The sequence below is a fragment of the Paenibacillus sp. PSB04 genome (assembly GCF_025809195.1).
GTDB lineage: Bacteria > Bacillota > Bacilli > Paenibacillales > Paenibacillaceae > Paenibacillus_AQ > Paenibacillus_AQ favisporus.
On the sequence record NZ_CP081301.1, the window covers coordinates 358514 to 374236 of the forward strand.

Below are 15723 nucleotides of genomic sequence, written 5' to 3' on the forward strand. Positions count from 1 at the left end.
GATACGGGGCTTTTTAAAATATCAGGACTCGCCAAGCTCGCTCAGGGCCAGGTTCAGCTTCAGCACATTGACCCGCTTCTCGCCGAATACGCCGAGGTCCCGGCCCTCTGTGTTCCGCTCAACGAGACGGTCCAGCTCATCGGCCGAAACGCCGCGCAGTTTGCTGATCCGCGGTACCTGAGCTTTCGCTGATTCGGGTGTAATATGGGGATCCAGCCCGGAGCCCGAGTTGGTGATCAGGTCCACCGGAAGCTCGCTGACCGGCACATCAGGGTTGTTCTTTTGCCAATCCGCGATCGAGGCTTGAACCCGCTTCAGCAGCTCGGGATTGGACGGGGCATAGTTGTTCGATCCCGAACCCTCTGCCTTGTAATCAATGCTGGAAACCCGCCCCTGGAAGAAGGAAGGGTCCGTAAAGGACTGGCCAATCAGCTCGGAACCCACGACCTTTCCCGTGCTGTCCTTTAGCATGCTGCCGCTCGCCTGGCTTGGGAAAATCAGCTGGGCCAGTCCGGTGCTCACCAGCGGATACGCAATCCCGCATAGGACGATCAGCACCAGACTCGTGCGCAGTGCGACACCCCACAAGGAACCATTCCACTTTTCTTCGCCGACCGCCGTCGTCACCGTCGTTTTCATATCGTATCATCCCTTTTTCATAATCTATCGCTTATCCATTTCTTTAGTTCGTTCTATTTAAATCCACAAATGAACTACCAGATCAATCAGCTTGATGCCGATAAAGGGCGCAATCACGCCGCCAAGGCCAAAGATCAGCAGGTTACGGCTGAGCAGGCGCGACGAGCTTATCGGCTTGTAGGCCACCCCTTTCATCGCCAGCGGGATGAGCAGCGGGATAATGACCGCATTGAAAATCAGGGCGCTTAAGATCGCCGAAAGCGGCGAGCCGAGCTTCATGACGTTCAGCACGTTCATTTCCGGAATGGCGGCCATGAACATGGCGGGAATGATGGCAAAATACTTAGCCACGTCATTCGCGATGCTGAACGTGGTGAGCGCGCCGCGGGTCATCAGCAGCTGCTTGCCGATGGCTACAACCTCGATGATCTTCGTCGGATCTGAATCGAGGTCGACCATGTTGGCCGCTTCCTTCGCGGCCGCCGTGCCGCTGTTCATCGCGAGCCCGACGTCGGCCTGAGCCAGCGCCGGCGCGTCGTTCGTGCCATCGCCGGTCATGGCGACCAGCTTGCCCTCCGCCTGCTCGCGGCGGATGACCGCGATTTTGTCCTCCGGCTTGCTCTCGGCGATAAAGTCATCGACGCCCGCCTCCCGGGCGATCGTAGCCGCGGTCAGCGAGTTGTCGCCGGTACACATGATCGTCTTGATCCCCATTTGCCGGAGCTGGTCAAAGCGTTCCTTCATGCCGGGTTTGACCGTATCCTTCAGGTGAATCAACCCGTAAATACGGCTGTCCACAGCGACAGCCAGCGGCGTACCGCCTTCCGACGCGATTTTATCGGATTCCATATCCAGATCCGCCGGAATACTTCCGCCTTGGGCCTGCACCCAGCGCTTCACCGCGTCCACCGCCCCTTTACGGACATGCCGCCCATCCACCAGGTCGATGCCACTCATCCGCGTCTCCGCCTTGAACTCGATAAACTCTCCAGCGGCGGCCGCTTCCGGATGAACCTCTATCGACTGCTTCTTCACCAGTTCCAGCACGGAGCGGCCTTCCGGCGTCTCGTCTTTAACCGAGCTGACGGCTGCCCAATAGGCGGTTTCCGCATAATCCGCGTCCCCCACCGGAATGAACTGGCTCGCCATCCGGTTACCGAAGGTAATCGTACCCGTTTTATCCAAAATGATCGTGTTGATGTCGCCGGATGCCTCAACGGCTTTTCCCGACATGGCCAGCACGTTGAACTGCGTAACCCGGTCCATGCCCGCGATGCCGATGGCGGACAGCAGCCCGCCGATCGTCGTCGGAATGAGGCACACGAGCAGGGAGATCAGCACCGGGATATCCAGTGAAATGCCGAAATGCTTGGCAATTGGCGCCAACGTGACGACCACGATCAGAAATATCAACGTTAGTGTTGTAAGCAGCGTGTTAAGCGCAATTTCATTAGGTGTTTTCTGGCGCGCCGCCCCTTCGACCAGGGATATCATCCGGTCCAGGAACGATTCGCCCGGATCGCTTTTGATCATCACCTTGATCTGGTCGCTGACGACGCGGGTTCCCCCGGTGACCGAGCTGAAATCGCCGCCGGCTTCTTTGATCACCGGTGCCGATTCGCCGGTAATCGCCGATTCATCCACCGATGCAAGACCTTCGATGACTTCCCCGTCACCCGGGATCATCTCTCCCTGGGAGACGATGACGACATCGCCTTTGCGCAGCTCGGCCGAGCTGACGACCTTGATCTCGCCGCCCACGATTTTGTTCGCCGTCGTGTCTTTTTTGCTCTTCTTGAGCGTATCGGCCTGGGCCTTGCCCCGGCCTTCCGCCAGCGCCTCCGCGAAATTCGCGAACAGGACGGTGAAGAGCAATATCAGAAACACGGTCAGATTAAACCCTATCCGTCCCTCGGTATGAAAATAAAAGGGAAAAAGAACCATCAGCAGCACCACGAAGGTGCCGACCTCCACAACGAACATGACCGGATTTTTCATCATTACGGCCGGGTTCAGTTTCATAAAGCTGTCTTTCAGCGCCTGTTTGGCAATGCCGCCAGACAGCATGCTTTTGCGTTGTCCGCTCATGACTTGCTCCACCTCTTTAGTTAAGTGTTAAAAATTCGGCGACCGGCCCCAAAACGAGGACCGGAAGGAACGTCAGCGCTCCGATCAGCAGCACGGTTCCGGTCAAAATGCCGGCAAACAGCTTGTTGTCCGTCCGGAAGGTACCCTGGGTCTCGGCAACCTTCTGCTTCACCGCCAGCGAACCTGCAACGGCGAGCAGCGCGATAATCGAAATATATCGGCCAAGGAGCATCACCAGACCGGTGCTGACGTTCCAGAATACGGTATTGTCTGCCAATCCCTCGAACCCGGAGCCGTTATTCGCCGCCGAGGAGGTGAACTCATAGAGCGACTGGCTCAAGCTGTGATACGAAGGATTGGAGAAGGCGTCGGTACCCAGATGCGTCATAAACGAAATCGCCGTCGGCGCAAGAATAATGAAGGGATGCATCAGAATCGCCACCGCGATCAGCTTCATCTCCCGGGCTTCGATCTTCCGGCCCAGAAATTCCGGCGTCCGGCCAACCATCAGGCCGCAGATAAATACGCCGAGGATTGCATACATGATCATATTGACGAAACCGACCCCCTTGCCGCCGAACACGACGTTCAGCATCATTTCGGCCAAGGGCGCAAGTCCTCCCAGCGGCGTCAGCGTATCATGCATGTTGTTGACCGACCCCGTCGTTGCGGCGGTGGTGACGGTTGTGAACAACGCGGACTGCGCGATGCCAAAGCGCACCTCCTTGCCTTCCATGCTGCCGCCCGAGCTGTTGATGCCAAGCTGGTTGATCAGCGGGTTGCCGGCTTTTTCCGAGAAATACGTCAGGCACAGGAACGCTACGAACAGCGTCATCATGACGCTGAAAATCATCCAGCCCTGCTTCTTGTTCCGGGCGAACCGTCCGAACGTGTAAGGCAGTGACGCCGAAATCGTCCACATGCTGAGAATTTCGATCACGTTGGTCAGCGGGCTTGGGTTCTCGAACGGATGGGCCGAATTGACGCCGAAGAAACCTCCCCCGTTCGTTCCGAGGTGCTTGATCGATTCCAGCGAGGCCACAGGACCCAGCGGAATCTGCTGCACGCCGCCTCCCAGCGTTTGCACGGCCCGCATCGGCTCCAGCGTCTGCGGCACTTTGAGCCCGACCAGCACCAGGGTTACGATGAGGGCAAGCGGCACGAACAGGCGGACATGCGCCTTGATAAAATCCTCGAAGAAGTTCCCGAGCCCCTCACCCCTGCGGGTGATGCCGCGCATAAAAGCAATAGCGATAGCCAGGCCCGAGGCTGCCGAGGTAAACATCATCATCGTGATGACGATCATTTGGCCAAAATAAGACATGCCGCTCTCTCCGCTGTAATGCTGGAGGTTCGTGTTCGTCATAAAGCTGATGACCGTGTTGAAGGACAGGCTAGCCTCCATATTGCCGATGCCGCTCGGGTTGCCCGGAAGGGCGCCCATCGTTCGCAGCAATATATAGCTGATCGCTACCAGAAAGATATTGGTTGCGATCATGCTGAGCGCGTACTTTTTCCAATTCATGCTGCCCCGCTGCTTCAGCCCGATGATCCGGTATAAAACTCTTTCCACGCCGCCGAAAATCCGGTCCGTCCGGTTCGGTTCATTGGAGAATATATGATATACGTAAGTGCCTACCGGCTTCACGAGCAGCAGGAGCACGAAAATGACGATACAAATTTGCAAAATATCCAAGGCTGGCTTCCCCCTCTTACGAGCATGTTCTGCTTTGGCCCCTTAAGGCTTACAGATTTAAAATTCCCCGTCAAAATTTTTCCGGATGGATCAAGGCGTAAACCAAATAGATAAAGACAAGCACGGCGAATGCCCCAACGACAATCATTGGTCTTTGCCCCCTTCTTCCACCACTCGGCCGCACCAATGAAGAAATAACAAGAACACGCCAAAGGTGGCAGCGAGCGCAAGTATCATATATACATCCATCATCGTTTCCGGTCTCTCCTTTGCATGGTTAGAATCATCTTTATTTCAGTAAAAATCCGACTTCGCCGTTTAAGGTATAAATGATGTGATCTGCACCAAGCCCCCGGTAAATGCCGGGTGAGCTGCCCCTCTGCGTAATGACATATACCGGTTCCGACGTCCAGGGACGGCAGATTTGCAAATAGCGGCAGGTCAGGTTGAGGCTGCTTTCAAACAGAAAGATTTTGCCGACCTCTATTTCGGGCACCACCCAATCCTCCGCGTGATTCGTATTCAGCCGGATGATCTGCTGCACCCCCATTTTTCTCAAGAGGCGTTCCTCCCGGGCACTGTTGGTCAGAACGGCAAAGGGCCTCTTCCAATACATCAGCAGCTTGATAAAATTGCGTCCCGCCTCGTTCGGCGCGGTCACGATGACGACGTTGTCCATTTCAAAGGCTCCTCCTGTGCGGCAGCCGCGAATACGCAAAAGAAGCCGCAGGGAAAGAAGGACCTTTCCCGCGGCTTCTTGAATTTGGACGAATATGAATAGGATCGTCCTATATTCAAAATGCGCACGATAAGTGCTGCCTCTCCCGTTACGCTGACGAGGTTAGCTGTCGGATTCGGGCGTGAGAGTCGCCCTACCTTCCGGTACTTACCGTACCGGAAAGATTCACCCCGGCGGCTTCCATTCCAGGCGGCCGCTGTGGTTCCCCCGCTCCCGGCCCTTTCCGGCCGAAATTAAGCGTTATTGATAAGTGTATGTGATTGTGATGAATGCTCTCTTTTGTTCCAGTAAGCTAAAAAAGGGTAAAAAAAACACAGAGGCCAGCTGATCCCCCTGTGATCCGAAAGTTTATTCGGGTCGCAAGTTTCATCATTCCTCTCTCAAACGACGCTTACGAGGTTAGCTGACGGATTCGAGCGGTGAGAGTCGCTCTACCCGGCCGGATCCATGGCATCCGTAGCCGGGATTCACCCCTGCGGCTGGCAGCAGACCCCCGACTCTCACACCGGTTCGCTGCTCCATGGCACGCGTTTGGTTCCCCCGATTTCCGCGCTTTTTTGCGGAAACTCAGCGATTAGTAATGGAAACTGTATTGAATACGCTCTGAATCATACACCCGCTCCTTCCAAGCTGTAAAGGCAGTCTAAAAATCATGAACCGCGAATTTTGGAACATTCAGGACCTTATTAGCGCTTACATTTTGGCTTTTTGACTTCTACCTCTTCCATGCTCCCGATTTGGCGCATTTATGGAATCCAGGTCATTCGGGGACACTGGCTCGCAGGAATATCCGCATTGACATTACAGTTCAATCGTTTAAAATTAAATTGTGTGCTTGGTAAATGCTTCGGCTGGATGATGATTCATAGCAGCACAAAAGGAGGAGGATGGCAGTGAGCGTCTATGATTTTCAAGTGAACACGCTGCGCGGCAAAGAGGTATCGTTAAAGGAATATGAAGGTGACGTGCTGCTGATCGTGAACACGGCCAGCAAATGCGGATTTACGCCGCAGTTTCGCGGGCTGCAGGAGCTGTACGACGAGTTCCGCGACCATCATTTTCAAATTCTCGGTTTTCCGAGTAACCAGTTTGCCAATCAGGAGCCCGGTACCAGCGAGGAGATCGGCGAATTCTGCCAGATGAATTACGGGGTCACGTTCCCGATGTTTGAGAAGATCGACGTCAAGGGCAGCAACGCCCATCCACTGTTTCAATACCTGACCCGGGAAGCGCCGGGCGTGCTCGGATCGAAAGCGGTCAAGTGGAACTTTACCAAGTTCCTGGTCGACTCCAAGGGCAGGGTCATCAAGCGTTACGCGCCCAAAACGACACCGGACAAAATCGAAAACGACATCCGCAAGCTGCTTGCATCCGGAAAAAGCGAATAGGCAAATCAGCCCTACAAAATAACGCTACTTGCTGCGATCCGAATTCACTAGCTTTGCGGGACCCCGAAATATACGAAAATGCAATAAGCAAAAAAAGAAGCTCCCCTGGATTTCTCCAAGGAAGCTTCTTTCTGTGTTCATAGATGCGGTAGAGAGGACTCGAACCTCCACGGGCGTACGCCCACTACCCCCTCAAGATAGCGTGTCTGCCATTCCACCACTACCGCATAATATCCAAAGTTCATTTAGCGAACTTTTTTATTATACACAAAATCATCCGAATTGTAAAGGGAAATACATTAAAACACCATACATGTAATATTATATAACACATCAAACAACAAAAACAGAGATCAAGTCGCCCTAACATTGACAAACCACAATATTTATGTAATATTAACTTACAAATAATAGTGATCGATGATTTCACTTCGCAATTCATGTAATATTTATTACCACAATAATATGGAGGTGACCGCGTTGAACGACAAAAGCACCAAACTGCTCGATTACGTGCAAACGCTGGATAACGACTTGTCGGTCGGAGGCTTCAGCCATGTGTTTGACCTCCAAACCCGAATTGCAGAAGGGCGCATCCAGAGCCAGGAAGAGCTGGAAGGGTTCATCCTTCATCCGATGATGAATCGTTTGGTCCGCCAAGACGGCGCGGCCATTCAGGCGATTTACGCAGCTGCCGACCAACGGGATATCCGTCAGATCGCCCGAATTGACCGGTACATCCTCGGAGGAATCGCTGCCCATGAAAATGATGAAGCGGTGCGCCAACGGGGCAGAAGACTTTTGAAACTGGCCCAGGCCCTGTACCCCTGGCTCAATCTGAAGGTTCTTGACGAACTCGCGCAGAAGGAGCTGTCTCCCGTCTGCCTGGCCACGGCGCATGCCTATGTCAACTATCAGCTCGGGTCCAGCCGCGACCACACCGTTTATGGCTATATGCAATCTGCGGTCTGCACATGCATCCAGCTCGCTGCCCGCTCGCTGAGCATTCCGCCTCACGACGCCAAAGCGTTGGCCGGCAAATGGACGGCTGAAATGGAGCGCGCATGGACAGCGGAGAAAGATTCCCTGCCCACAGACCTTTTTAATATCCAGGAGAACGACTCCCATATCGCCTCGTGATCTCTTTAACAACACCACAAAGGCACTCCGCTCTGCCCTGCCGCAGCGAAGTGCCTTTTCTGTTCCCATGTATGTACTTGACCTTCATCTTACTGATCGCGGGACTGGTTCTTCCGGTATTCCACAAACTTGATGTACTCCTTGATAAACTCCTTCTCGTGATCGGATAGCGGCATTTCGTTTAACTGCCTTCCGTTTTCCCACAAATAAGGATCCTGCTGCTCTTTCACCATATACGGCCCCGGTTCCTTGCCCAGAATCAGCCAATCAAGGCTGACGCCGAAAAAGCTCGAAATTTCGATCAATTTATTGGTGCTCGGGGTGGACTTCCCCCTTTTCCAATCTCCGAAATTCCCCGTGCTGATATTAAGCTGCTCGCAAAACGACTTTTTGGTCATCCCCTTCTGCTTAATCAATGCCTCAATACGTCCGTAAATGGATTGCATAAAAAACCGCCTTCCAGTCATGTCGCAAAAAACGACGCATTTAAGTAATTTTATGCTTGCAATATGACGCAAAAACGTGTATAGTATTCTTTATATTAGGAATTTCCATACCTATGGCTCTTATTGTATCATTAGTCCCTTTTCTAATCCAACCGCCCTGCAATCATTCACTTCATATCTGACGTTACCTTTCCAACGCGATTCGGGCCCGCTTATGACCAATACCAAGACAGGGAGCGACCGCTTTTGCACACACTCGACATTTCTTATCATGAATTGATCCATGCCATGAGGCAATGTATTGCCGTCGTGGATGCCGGAGGAGTTATCATTTCAGTGAACCACGCCTGGATTCAAAGCGCGTATGACGAAGGCGTCCCCCAATCCTTTAACTGGGTTGGTATTAATTTTATGCAAATCGCCGACGCCCTTTCGGGAGAAGACGAACAAGACCTGGACAGACTCCAGGCGGTTTTGCAGGGTATTTCTACATACTACAGGAACGAATTCCGGTCGAGCTGCATCCAGCCCTCCCGCTGGTTTCAAATCGAGGCTTTCCCGCTCCGGAACGGCGCCAGGGAGGAACCCCGGGGAATGATCGTCTGCCTGTCGGATATCAGCCGAAGCAAGCAGCTCGAGAACGACTTGATGACCGCCTTATCCCAGATCCGCACTCTACGTGGATTGCTGCCCATCTGCGCCGTCTGCAAACGAATCCGCGATGACGATGACTTGTGGAATTCCATCGAGAGTTTTTTGCAAAAGCATGCCCACACCGAATTTACGCACGATATTTGCCCGGACTGCATACGGCGGCTGTATCCCAAGTACTCGTCCATATTGGACACGCCTACTCACCAGTAGCTGCACTACCTCCAGTCTCTTCTCCAACCAAACACTTCTTCAAAATCATCGTCAACGCGCCGCAGTTTTTTTCGTTGACGTTCTTTGTTCATATCCATATAATTGTTATGACAATTATATTTTGAAGGAGTGTTTTCCCTGACCCGCTTCTCATCTTCGTCCCAAACGATCGGTTTCCGATACGGAAATATGTCCCGCAGAATGTCTTCTATTTTTGCAGGCCTGCTTAAACCTTACGGCATCACACCCGAGCAATGGTCCGTACTGTACCAGGTTCACCTCCAGGAAGGGATTAACCAGAAGGAACTCGCGCTTCGTTCCGGCAAAGACCAGCCCTCCATCACCCGCATTCTCGATGTGCTGGACAAGAAAGAACTGATTCAGCGCAAGCCGGATCCGGCCGACCGCCGGGCTTATTTAATCTACGCCACGCCAGCCGTGCAGGAGCTGATGAAAGAAACGATCCCGATGGAGCTGAAGCTTAATGACGAGCTGATCGCCGGCATTACGGACGAGCAATTGGAGTCACTGAACCGCATCATGGATCAAATCAATAAAAATATAGATCGAATTTTAATGGAGTAGGAGTCACCTATGAACGACACCCGAGAGAAACTGTGGACACGTGAGTTTATTATGCTTACGCTGTGCAACCTGCTGTTATTTTTAAATTTGCAAATGATCGTATCCCCTCTGTCCGGCTATGTAAAAGAACATTTTCACGCCAGTGCCTTCATGGTCAGCATGTTTACGACCCTGTTCTCGCTGGCAGCGATCGCGGCGCGTCTGTATTCCGCGAAAGCTTTGGAGAGAGGCATCCGTAATCAAATCTTATATATCGGCCTTGCCTTAGCGCTGCTCGCCACCTTCGGTTACCTGTGGAGCGGCACGATGGCGCTGCTGCTGCTGATGCGGATCGTGTTCGGCGTGGGCTTCGGCATGGGCAGCACGACGCTGCCTACGATGGCATCCGGTATTATACCGGTCCGCAGGCTGGGCGAGGGCATGGGCTATTTCGGACTGTCGACAAGCATCGCCCTTTCGCTTGGACCTGTTATCGGGACGGCGCTTCTGGAGAACAAAGGGTTCGACACGCTGGTATATGCTACGCTAATCGTTATTGCCCTGATCTTCCCGCTGGTCATTCCGCTGACCAAAAAGGTAAAGCCGGCCGCCCCGGCCATTCCAAAAGAATTTACGGCGGTTCCCCAGAAGCAGGGCTTTCCGAAAGCGCTCCTCCTGCCCAGCCTGATGAACCTGCTGATGTCCATTACCTATGGCGGACTGCTCAGTTTTATTAATTTGTTCGGAAAAGAGGCCAGCCTCGCGAACGCATCGCTGTTCTTTCTGTTCAATGCGGCCGCCGTCGTGCTGATTCGGCCCATCTCGGGCAAAATCTACGACCGCAAGGGGCATATCGCCCTGCTCATTCCGTCGGCGGTGCTGCTCATTGGAGGGCTATGGCTGCTGTCTTATGCTCATACCACCGGATTTTTAGCCCTGGCCGCCCTGTGCTACGGCCTCGGATTCGGCACAGTTCAGCCGACCCTTCAATCCTGGATGCTGCAGCAGGTTCCTCCACAAAAGCAGGGACTCGCCAATAGTATGTATTTCAACTCACTGGACCTTGGCATCGCCGTTGGAGCCATGATTTTGGGCCAGATCGCCCAATACTCGACTTACGGGGCAATGTACCGTTACGCATCCTTGTTCCTCGTCCTGTTCATCATGGTATACGCGTTTTATCTTGCGAAACGGGCCAAAAACAACAACATGCCAAACCGCGATACCGGAACGTCCACAACCGTCTAAAGCCCTTGGGCTTGATCGATTCAGCACCTTTCTGCACCTGGCAGAAGGGTGCTTTTGATTTCTTTTACAATCACAGCCGTATGCCCCCAGCCCACAGATCACTCTACTCCCTGTAGTTCCCCTGGGTTCCTCTAGTGGCTCTCCCAATGCATCATTGAAAATCACTTATAATTTAATGTGATATTTTATGACTTGAAATGTTAAATATACTTTCAAATCTATTAATCAAGGAGTAAAATAGTCATATTATCTACCATTAGCCATATTCCTATTACAATTCCGGGGGAGAGATTAAGATGAACATGCCGGCCGCATCCACTGCCTTCGAGACGTTTATGCCCGTTCAGCCGGGCTTTGCCAAGCATTTTACCGATTACACAGAGCATTGCGACTTATTACCAGACACTCCGCTGCCTGTTCTGTTCTACCAATTCTCGGTCCCATGCGGCCACTCAGGACGCTGCCCCGTGCTGCCCGGGGGACATGTCGATATGTTGTTCCCGGTCGGAGGCTCCCCTACCGATTCCTTGCTTCTCGGCAGCGTCCTTTGCCGCCGTGAGGTGCCGTTTCGTCCAGGCACGTTATACTTCGGTGTCCGGCTGCTTCCCGTCCCCCTCGCTCCTGCTTTTAAAATTCCGCTAAAAGAATTGGCGGACCGATCCACGCCGCTGGATCGCGTCTTATCCATTCCAGCCGCCGCCATACAGCAAATCCAGCAGGAAGACGCCTCTTTTCATCGCAGAATATCCAGTTTCCACAGCGGCTTCTGTAAGCTGCTTCATTCCGGGCCATGTACTGCCGCTTCTGTACCATCGCACTTTTATCAGGCCATCCGGCTTATTTTTCAGTCCTGCGGCAATATCAGCATAACCGAGCTCTCTACAGCCATGGACTGTTCAACACGGAGTTTTCGTTCCCTGTTCGAGTCGTACATCGGCCTACCTCCCAAGCTGTTCTGCCAAATCATCCGGTATCAATCGGCCGTGGGCAGACTGCTGCATCCGTCGCGGGCGGCTTTTAATGACATTATTTCAGAGTACGGCTATTACGACCAGGCCCACTTTATCCACGAATTCAAAAAATTCAGCAGCGAATGCCCAACCCGCTGGATGGTGCAGCTCCTGCGGAAATCGTAATCTAGTTGTTTTTGCGTAAACTTTCCTGACACGACTTCCGTTTTATACAATTCATGTCAACTCTTCTTCAATATAATAGACTCCAATGACGGAGTGAAGGCATTCGTTTATCCCCAGTTTCTGCGGGTTCGTCCTCCATCCTGCGAAGTTTCTCCCGCGGAAATTTCAAACGATGCCTTCCTTCCGCCAAAAAGTCAGAATACATAACGCTGTATTGGAGGAGAACGACTTGAAGAGTTTTAAGAGCAATCTATTCACGGTTTTAATCGTTTCAGCTTTATCACTGACCCCGACGCTGGCCTTTGCCTCACCAGCCGCTTCAGCAGCAGCTCTAAACAGTGAAACGGCAGATGCAATGTCCCAGAGCTGGATGCCCAAATCTCTGACCTCCCTTACCGCCAGCAGCAAACCGATTACCGCCGCAGAGTTTGCCGAAGCGATGAAACTCGCTGCCGAAGAAGCCGGGACGACGGTAAGCCCATCCGGTTCCAATATTAGCGGTGCATTGACACGCGAAAAGGCCGCCGCACTGCTGGATTCCGTCATCCATGTCCCTTACACCGCTTCCGCAGGCTACCAAGACATTGCCGGAGGCAGCCCTTACAGCAAAGCCATCGCCAATGTCTATACCGCCGGCCTCATGCAGGGCAGCTCCTCCCAAACTTTTGGATACGGCAAGCCGCTAACGCACCGGGAAGCCGCCACGATCATCTACCGTCTGTATCAATATTTGCAGCCATTCAAGCTGACGGAAGCGACTATTGCGGAGATGCAAAAGGCGATGGAAACCGGCCGCCTGACCTCAGAGGAACTTGTCCAGCAGTATTTGGACCGGATCGCAAAGTACGATGACCAGGGCCCGAAGCTGAACAGCATCATTACCTTGAACGATAAGGCGCTGGAAACGGCGAAGCAGCTGGACGCCGAGCGCGCAGCCAAAGGGGAACGCAGCCCGCTGCACGGGATTCCGGTGATCGTCAAAGACAACTACAACACGTCCGACATGCCGACCTCTTCCGGGAATATCGGACTAAAGGATGTCATCCCTCCGGAGGATGCCACACAAGTCAAGGAGCTGCGCGATGCTGGGGCAATCCTTATCGGCAAAGCTAACCTGCATGAGTTCGCTTTTGGCTATACAACCGTCAGCTCATTGGGCGGGCAGACGCTGAACCCTTATGACCCGACCCGCGTGCCCGGCGGATCCAGCGGCGGAACCGCAGCCGCGGTAGCCGCCAATCTGGCAGCCGTAGGCATGGGTACCGACACCGGCGGATCGATCCGGATTCCTTCCTCGTTCAACAGCCTGGTCGGCATTCGTCCGACGGTCGGCTTGTCGAGCCGCTACGGCATCGCTCCGCTTGCCTTGACGCAGGATACCGGAGGTCCGATCGCCCGTACCGTGGAAGACGCCGCCTTCATATTGAACGCGACGGCCGGCTATGACCCGAAGGACATCGCCACCGCGAAGAGCGTCGGCTTCGTGCCGAAGGATTATACGGATTATCTCGATAAGGACGGTCTCAAAGGAGCACGGATCGGCATCGTCCGCGAAGTATTCGGAGACGACGCCCAGGTCAACGCTGTCGTGTCCCAGGCTATCGAAGAGATGAAAGCGGCCGGGGCGACGATGGTGGACAACGTCAAAATTCCGAACTTCGATCTCATCAATAAATACGGAAGCCTAAGTGCCTGGGAGTTCAAGTTCCAATTCAACGACTACCTGAAGTCCCTCGGCGACGCTACGCCTTACAAGTCTTTGGACGAGCTGATCGCTTCGGGCAAATACGACCCGTCGATTGAAAAAGCCCTGATCGACCGCAACAACCGTGAATCGCTGGATGCCCAGGAGTACAAGGACATCGTCCTGTTCCGCACCAAATACGTACAGGAAGCGGTCCTCAAAATGATGGCGGACAACCATCTGGATGCCCTTATCTTCCCGACCTCCTCCAAAACAGCCGTGAAAATCGGCCAGGAGCAGGTGGCGGGCGACGCCTTCAAACTAAGCTCCTTCACCGGCTGGCCGACGGTCACCGTACCGGCCGGCTTCACCAGCGACCATCTGCCGGTCGGCATCGATTTCTTCGGCAGAGCCTTCAGCGAGCCGGAGCTGATCAAGCTGGCGTACAGCTTTGAGCAGCACACTCACCACCGCGTGGCACCGCAGACGACGCCTTAAGGACACCCAAGAAAATCGTCTATCCGGCGTACCTTCTAAAAATCACTTTCAAAAAAAGCGCACCCCCGGCTGCCTGTCCGGGCGGACCCCCCAATCAGGTCCGACCCTTTCAGCGTGCCGCAAGGTGCGCTTTTTCCTTTTTCCATATCAGCTTCCTACCACGGCCACTCCCGGCCCAGCCAGTCCCTCATGACCAGCCGGTCCTCCTCCTGAATCCCTGGTCCTTCATAGCGGTCCCGCAGAAAATAGGCCACCGCCATGCGCGCCGCATCATCGGCATCCAGGTCACCTTCGGTATTCAGCTCACCCGACATATAGGATCTGACCCAGCCCGGATGGTACAGACGAAAGGTAAAGCCTTCGGGACGGAGTTCTTCAAACAGGCATTGAACTCCCCGGTTCAGCGCGGTTTTGGACATACAGTACCCGTACCAGTTATCGCGAAAGCTGCGGTTTATACTCCCCGCTTCCGAGGACACGAAGCACATGCGCTTTCCGGACCCCGCTCTCAGCAGCGGCACAAACGCCTGCGCCATCCGCATGGGTCCAACCGCGTTAACGTTGTAAATTCGCAGCAACTCCTCCTCGACCTGCTCTTCATGAATCGTTCTGGGGTAACGTGTGGCGATCCCCGCATTATTGATCAGCACATCCACCCGATCAGTCTTGCTCCCAACCGCCCGGCTGGCCGCCTGAACGCTCTCATCACTGGCTACGTCCAGCGGAATGACATACAGCCGCTCCGGCTCTTTCTGTCTAAGCTCCGTCAGTTCCGGCCAATCCGCCAGGTAACTCCCGGCAAAAACGTCCCAGCCCAGCTCCAGCAGCCTTTTTGTTATGCCAAGTCCCAACCCCCGGTCCGCGCCTGTAACAACGGCAACTCTGCTCCTGCTCATCCGTAAGCACCTCCTTTTTTAAAGCCCGTTATAAAGGAATCTCCTGTCCCCGCCAATCCAGCATAACTACCCGCTCTTCATCTTCCCTGGCCCCGGTAAAATAAGCAGCAGCCGCTTCAGCCGAAGCCCCCGTTTCATGCTCCGATCCAGGCTCAAACAGCCGGAACGTGAATCCCTTGCCGCTCAGATCCCCATGCAGCATGGTGTACGCCATATGCAGCGCAGCTTTGGACATCGCATATCCTGTCCCTGCCCCCGAAAGGCCAAGCCCCAAACTGCCCTGGACATCGGACAGCAGCGCGATTCTTCGCAGCCCGTTATCCATAAGAGGCAGGCACGCCTCGATAACACGAATCGGACCTAGCGTATTCGCCCGGTAATCTTCCAATACGAGATCCGCCGACATATTGGCGATTCCGGCCGCCTCCCTCCCCAGGCTGGATGCCGTTCCGCAAACAAGCAGATCCACCCGGCTGGTATGCTCTTGAATCCGCCGGACTGCCTGCTGCACCGATTCTCTGGACCTTGTATCCATCGTAAAGATATGTATTTTATCCGTATCCAAGGCGTCCTGAAATTCCTCTTCGGGAACGGGACTGCACCCCATGACGTGCCAACCCTTTTTAGCGAATTCCTGAACTAGTGCGCATTCCCACGGACGGTGAACTTCCGTAATCAAAACAACCTGGTCCATGAT

General features: G+C 53.8%; 15 protein-coding genes, 1 tRNA gene and 2 riboswitches. Of the genes, 7 read left to right on the top strand and 9 right to left on the bottom strand.

Annotated features, from left to right (window positions below; translation table 11 throughout):
• Positions 1 to 21 precede the first annotated feature (21 nt).
• The 5 genes from kdpC to K2F33_RS01860 form a co-directional block, all read right to left on the bottom strand.
• Positions 22 to 639 carry a potassium-transporting ATPase subunit KdpC gene (kdpC, locus tag K2F33_RS01845; RefSeq protein ID WP_263880872.1) on the bottom strand — a complete coding sequence of 206 codons (618 nt, stop codon included), beginning with the start codon at positions 637 to 639 and terminating at the stop codon, positions 22 to 24.
• Positions 640 to 696: 57 nt separating this feature from the next.
• Positions 697 to 2727: a potassium-transporting ATPase subunit KdpB gene (kdpB, locus tag K2F33_RS01850; RefSeq protein ID WP_263880873.1), complete on the bottom strand. Its 2031-nt coding sequence runs from the start codon at positions 2725 to 2727 to the stop codon at positions 697 to 699.
• Between the two features lie 16 nt (positions 2728 to 2743).
• Complete coding sequence (kdpA, locus tag K2F33_RS01855) at positions 2744 to 4423, bottom strand: potassium-transporting ATPase subunit KdpA (RefSeq protein WP_318671899.1); 1680 nt, start codon at positions 4421 to 4423, stop codon at positions 2744 to 2746.
• Between the two features lie 70 nt (positions 4424 to 4493).
• The gene (gene kdpF / locus K2F33_RS33685) at positions 4494 to 4571 is read right to left on the bottom strand and encodes a K(+)-transporting ATPase subunit F (protein WP_354502751.1); all 78 of its coding nucleotides are present in this window, start codon (positions 4569 to 4571) and stop codon (positions 4494 to 4496) included.
• Positions 4572 to 4712: 141 nt separating this feature from the next.
• On the bottom strand, positions 4713 to 5102 hold the full coding sequence (locus K2F33_RS01860) for a hypothetical protein (protein WP_263880874.1): 390 nt from the start codon (positions 5100 to 5102) through the stop codon (positions 4713 to 4715).
• 135 nt (positions 5103 to 5237) lie between these two features.
• Positions 5238 to 5412: riboswitch (cyclic di-AMP (ydaO/yuaA leader) on the bottom strand.
• A 122-nt stretch (positions 5413 to 5534) separates the two neighbouring features.
• Positions 5535 to 5745, bottom strand: a riboswitch (cyclic di-AMP (ydaO/yuaA leader).
• A gap of 310 nt (positions 5746 to 6055) precedes the next feature.
• On the opposite strand from K2F33_RS01860, the gene K2F33_RS01865 reads away from it, so the two are divergent.
• A complete protein-coding gene (locus K2F33_RS01865; RefSeq protein ID WP_089549985.1) occupies positions 6056 to 6550 on the top strand; it encodes a glutathione peroxidase in 495 nt (164 codons plus the stop codon).
• A gap of 144 nt (positions 6551 to 6694) precedes the next feature.
• On the opposite strand, the gene K2F33_RS01870 is transcribed toward K2F33_RS01865, so the two are convergent.
• Positions 6695 to 6777: transfer RNA gene (locus K2F33_RS01870), tRNA-Leu, on the bottom strand.
• Between the two features lie 253 nt (positions 6778 to 7030).
• Here K2F33_RS01870 and K2F33_RS01875 point away from each other — a divergent pair.
• Positions 7031 to 7690 carry an urease accessory UreF family protein gene (locus K2F33_RS01875; RefSeq protein ID WP_263880875.1) on the top strand — a complete coding sequence of 220 codons (660 nt, stop codon included), beginning with the start codon at positions 7031 to 7033 and terminating at the stop codon, positions 7688 to 7690.
• 89 nt (positions 7691 to 7779) lie between these two features.
• On the opposite strand, the gene K2F33_RS01880 is transcribed toward K2F33_RS01875, so the two are convergent.
• Positions 7780 to 8136 carry a helix-turn-helix domain-containing protein gene (locus K2F33_RS01880; protein ID WP_076173486.1) on the bottom strand — a complete coding sequence of 119 codons (357 nt, stop codon included), beginning with the start codon at positions 8134 to 8136 and terminating at the stop codon, positions 7780 to 7782.
• Positions 8137 to 8382: 246 nt separating this feature from the next.
• Here K2F33_RS01880 and K2F33_RS01885 point away from each other — a divergent pair, with 246 nt between their 5' ends.
• The 5 genes from K2F33_RS01885 (at position 8383) to K2F33_RS01905 (ending at position 14130) form a co-directional block, all read left to right on the top strand.
• On the top strand, positions 8383 to 9000 hold the full coding sequence (locus K2F33_RS01885) for a PAS domain-containing protein (RefSeq protein ID WP_105446048.1): 618 nt from the start codon (positions 8383 to 8385) through the stop codon (positions 8998 to 9000).
• A gap of 201 nt (positions 9001 to 9201) precedes the next feature.
• A complete protein-coding gene (locus tag K2F33_RS01890; RefSeq protein WP_167372902.1) occupies positions 9202 to 9585 on the top strand; it encodes a MarR family winged helix-turn-helix transcriptional regulator in 384 nt (127 codons plus the stop codon).
• 9 nt (positions 9586 to 9594) lie between these two features.
• Positions 9595 to 10812: an MFS transporter gene (locus K2F33_RS01895; protein WP_089549982.1), complete on the top strand. Its 1218-nt coding sequence runs from the start codon at positions 9595 to 9597 to the stop codon at positions 10810 to 10812.
• A 296-nt stretch (positions 10813 to 11108) separates the two neighbouring features.
• Positions 11109 to 11948: a helix-turn-helix domain-containing protein gene (locus K2F33_RS01900; RefSeq protein WP_263880876.1), complete on the top strand. Its 840-nt coding sequence runs from the start codon at positions 11109 to 11111 to the stop codon at positions 11946 to 11948.
• A 229-nt stretch (positions 11949 to 12177) separates the two neighbouring features.
• The gene (locus K2F33_RS01905; RefSeq protein ID WP_263880877.1) at positions 12178 to 14130 is read left to right on the top strand and encodes an amidase family protein; all 1953 of its coding nucleotides are present in this window, start codon (positions 12178 to 12180) and stop codon (positions 14128 to 14130) included.
• 155 nt (positions 14131 to 14285) lie between these two features.
• Here the strand turns inward: K2F33_RS01905 and K2F33_RS01910 are convergent, their stop codons facing one another.
• Together K2F33_RS01910 and K2F33_RS01915 are read right to left on the bottom strand one after the other, a co-directional pair.
• Positions 14286 to 15026 (bottom strand): SDR family oxidoreductase, encoded by a 741-nt coding sequence (locus tag K2F33_RS01910; RefSeq protein WP_089549980.1) that lies wholly within the window; start codon positions 15024 to 15026, stop codon positions 14286 to 14288.
• A 28-nt stretch (positions 15027 to 15054) separates the two neighbouring features.
• On the bottom strand, positions 15055 to 15720 hold the full coding sequence (locus K2F33_RS01915; RefSeq protein ID WP_263880878.1) for an SDR family NAD(P)-dependent oxidoreductase: 666 nt from the start codon (positions 15718 to 15720) through the stop codon (positions 15055 to 15057).
• Positions 15721 to 15723: the final 3 nt, after the last annotated feature.

Excerpts from the sequence above, each read along its gene's own strand:
- kdpC (WP_263880872.1), bottom strand. The coding sequence starts at position 639 with ATGAAAACGACGGTGACGACGGCGGTCGGCGAAGAAAAGTGGAATGGT.
- kdpB (WP_263880873.1), bottom strand. The coding sequence starts at position 2,727 with ATGAGCGGACAACGCAAAAGCATGCTGTCTGGCGGCATTGCCAAACAG.
- kdpF (WP_354502751.1), bottom strand. The coding sequence starts at position 4,571 with ATGATTGTCGTTGGGGCATTCGCCGTGCTTGTCTTTATCTATTTGGTT.
- K2F33_RS01860 (WP_263880874.1), bottom strand. The coding sequence starts at position 5,102 with ATGGACAACGTCGTCATCGTGACCGCGCCGAACGAGGCGGGACGCAAT.
- K2F33_RS01880 (WP_076173486.1), bottom strand. The coding sequence starts at position 8,136 with ATGCAATCCATTTACGGACGTATTGAGGCATTGATTAAGCAGAAGGGG.
- K2F33_RS01890 (WP_167372902.1), top strand. The coding sequence starts at position 9,202 with ATGTCTTCTATTTTTGCAGGCCTGCTTAAACCTTACGGCATCACACCC.
- K2F33_RS01895 (WP_089549982.1), top strand. The coding sequence starts at position 9,595 with ATGAACGACACCCGAGAGAAACTGTGGACACGTGAGTTTATTATGCTT.
- K2F33_RS01900 (WP_263880876.1), top strand. The coding sequence starts at position 11,109 with ATGAACATGCCGGCCGCATCCACTGCCTTCGAGACGTTTATGCCCGTT.
- K2F33_RS01910 (WP_089549980.1), bottom strand. The coding sequence starts at position 15,026 with ATGAGCAGGAGCAGAGTTGCCGTTGTTACAGGCGCGGACCGGGGGTTG.
- K2F33_RS01915 (WP_263880878.1), bottom strand. The coding sequence starts at position 15,720 with ATGGACCAGGTTGTTTTGATTACGGAAGTTCACCGTCCGTGGGAATGC.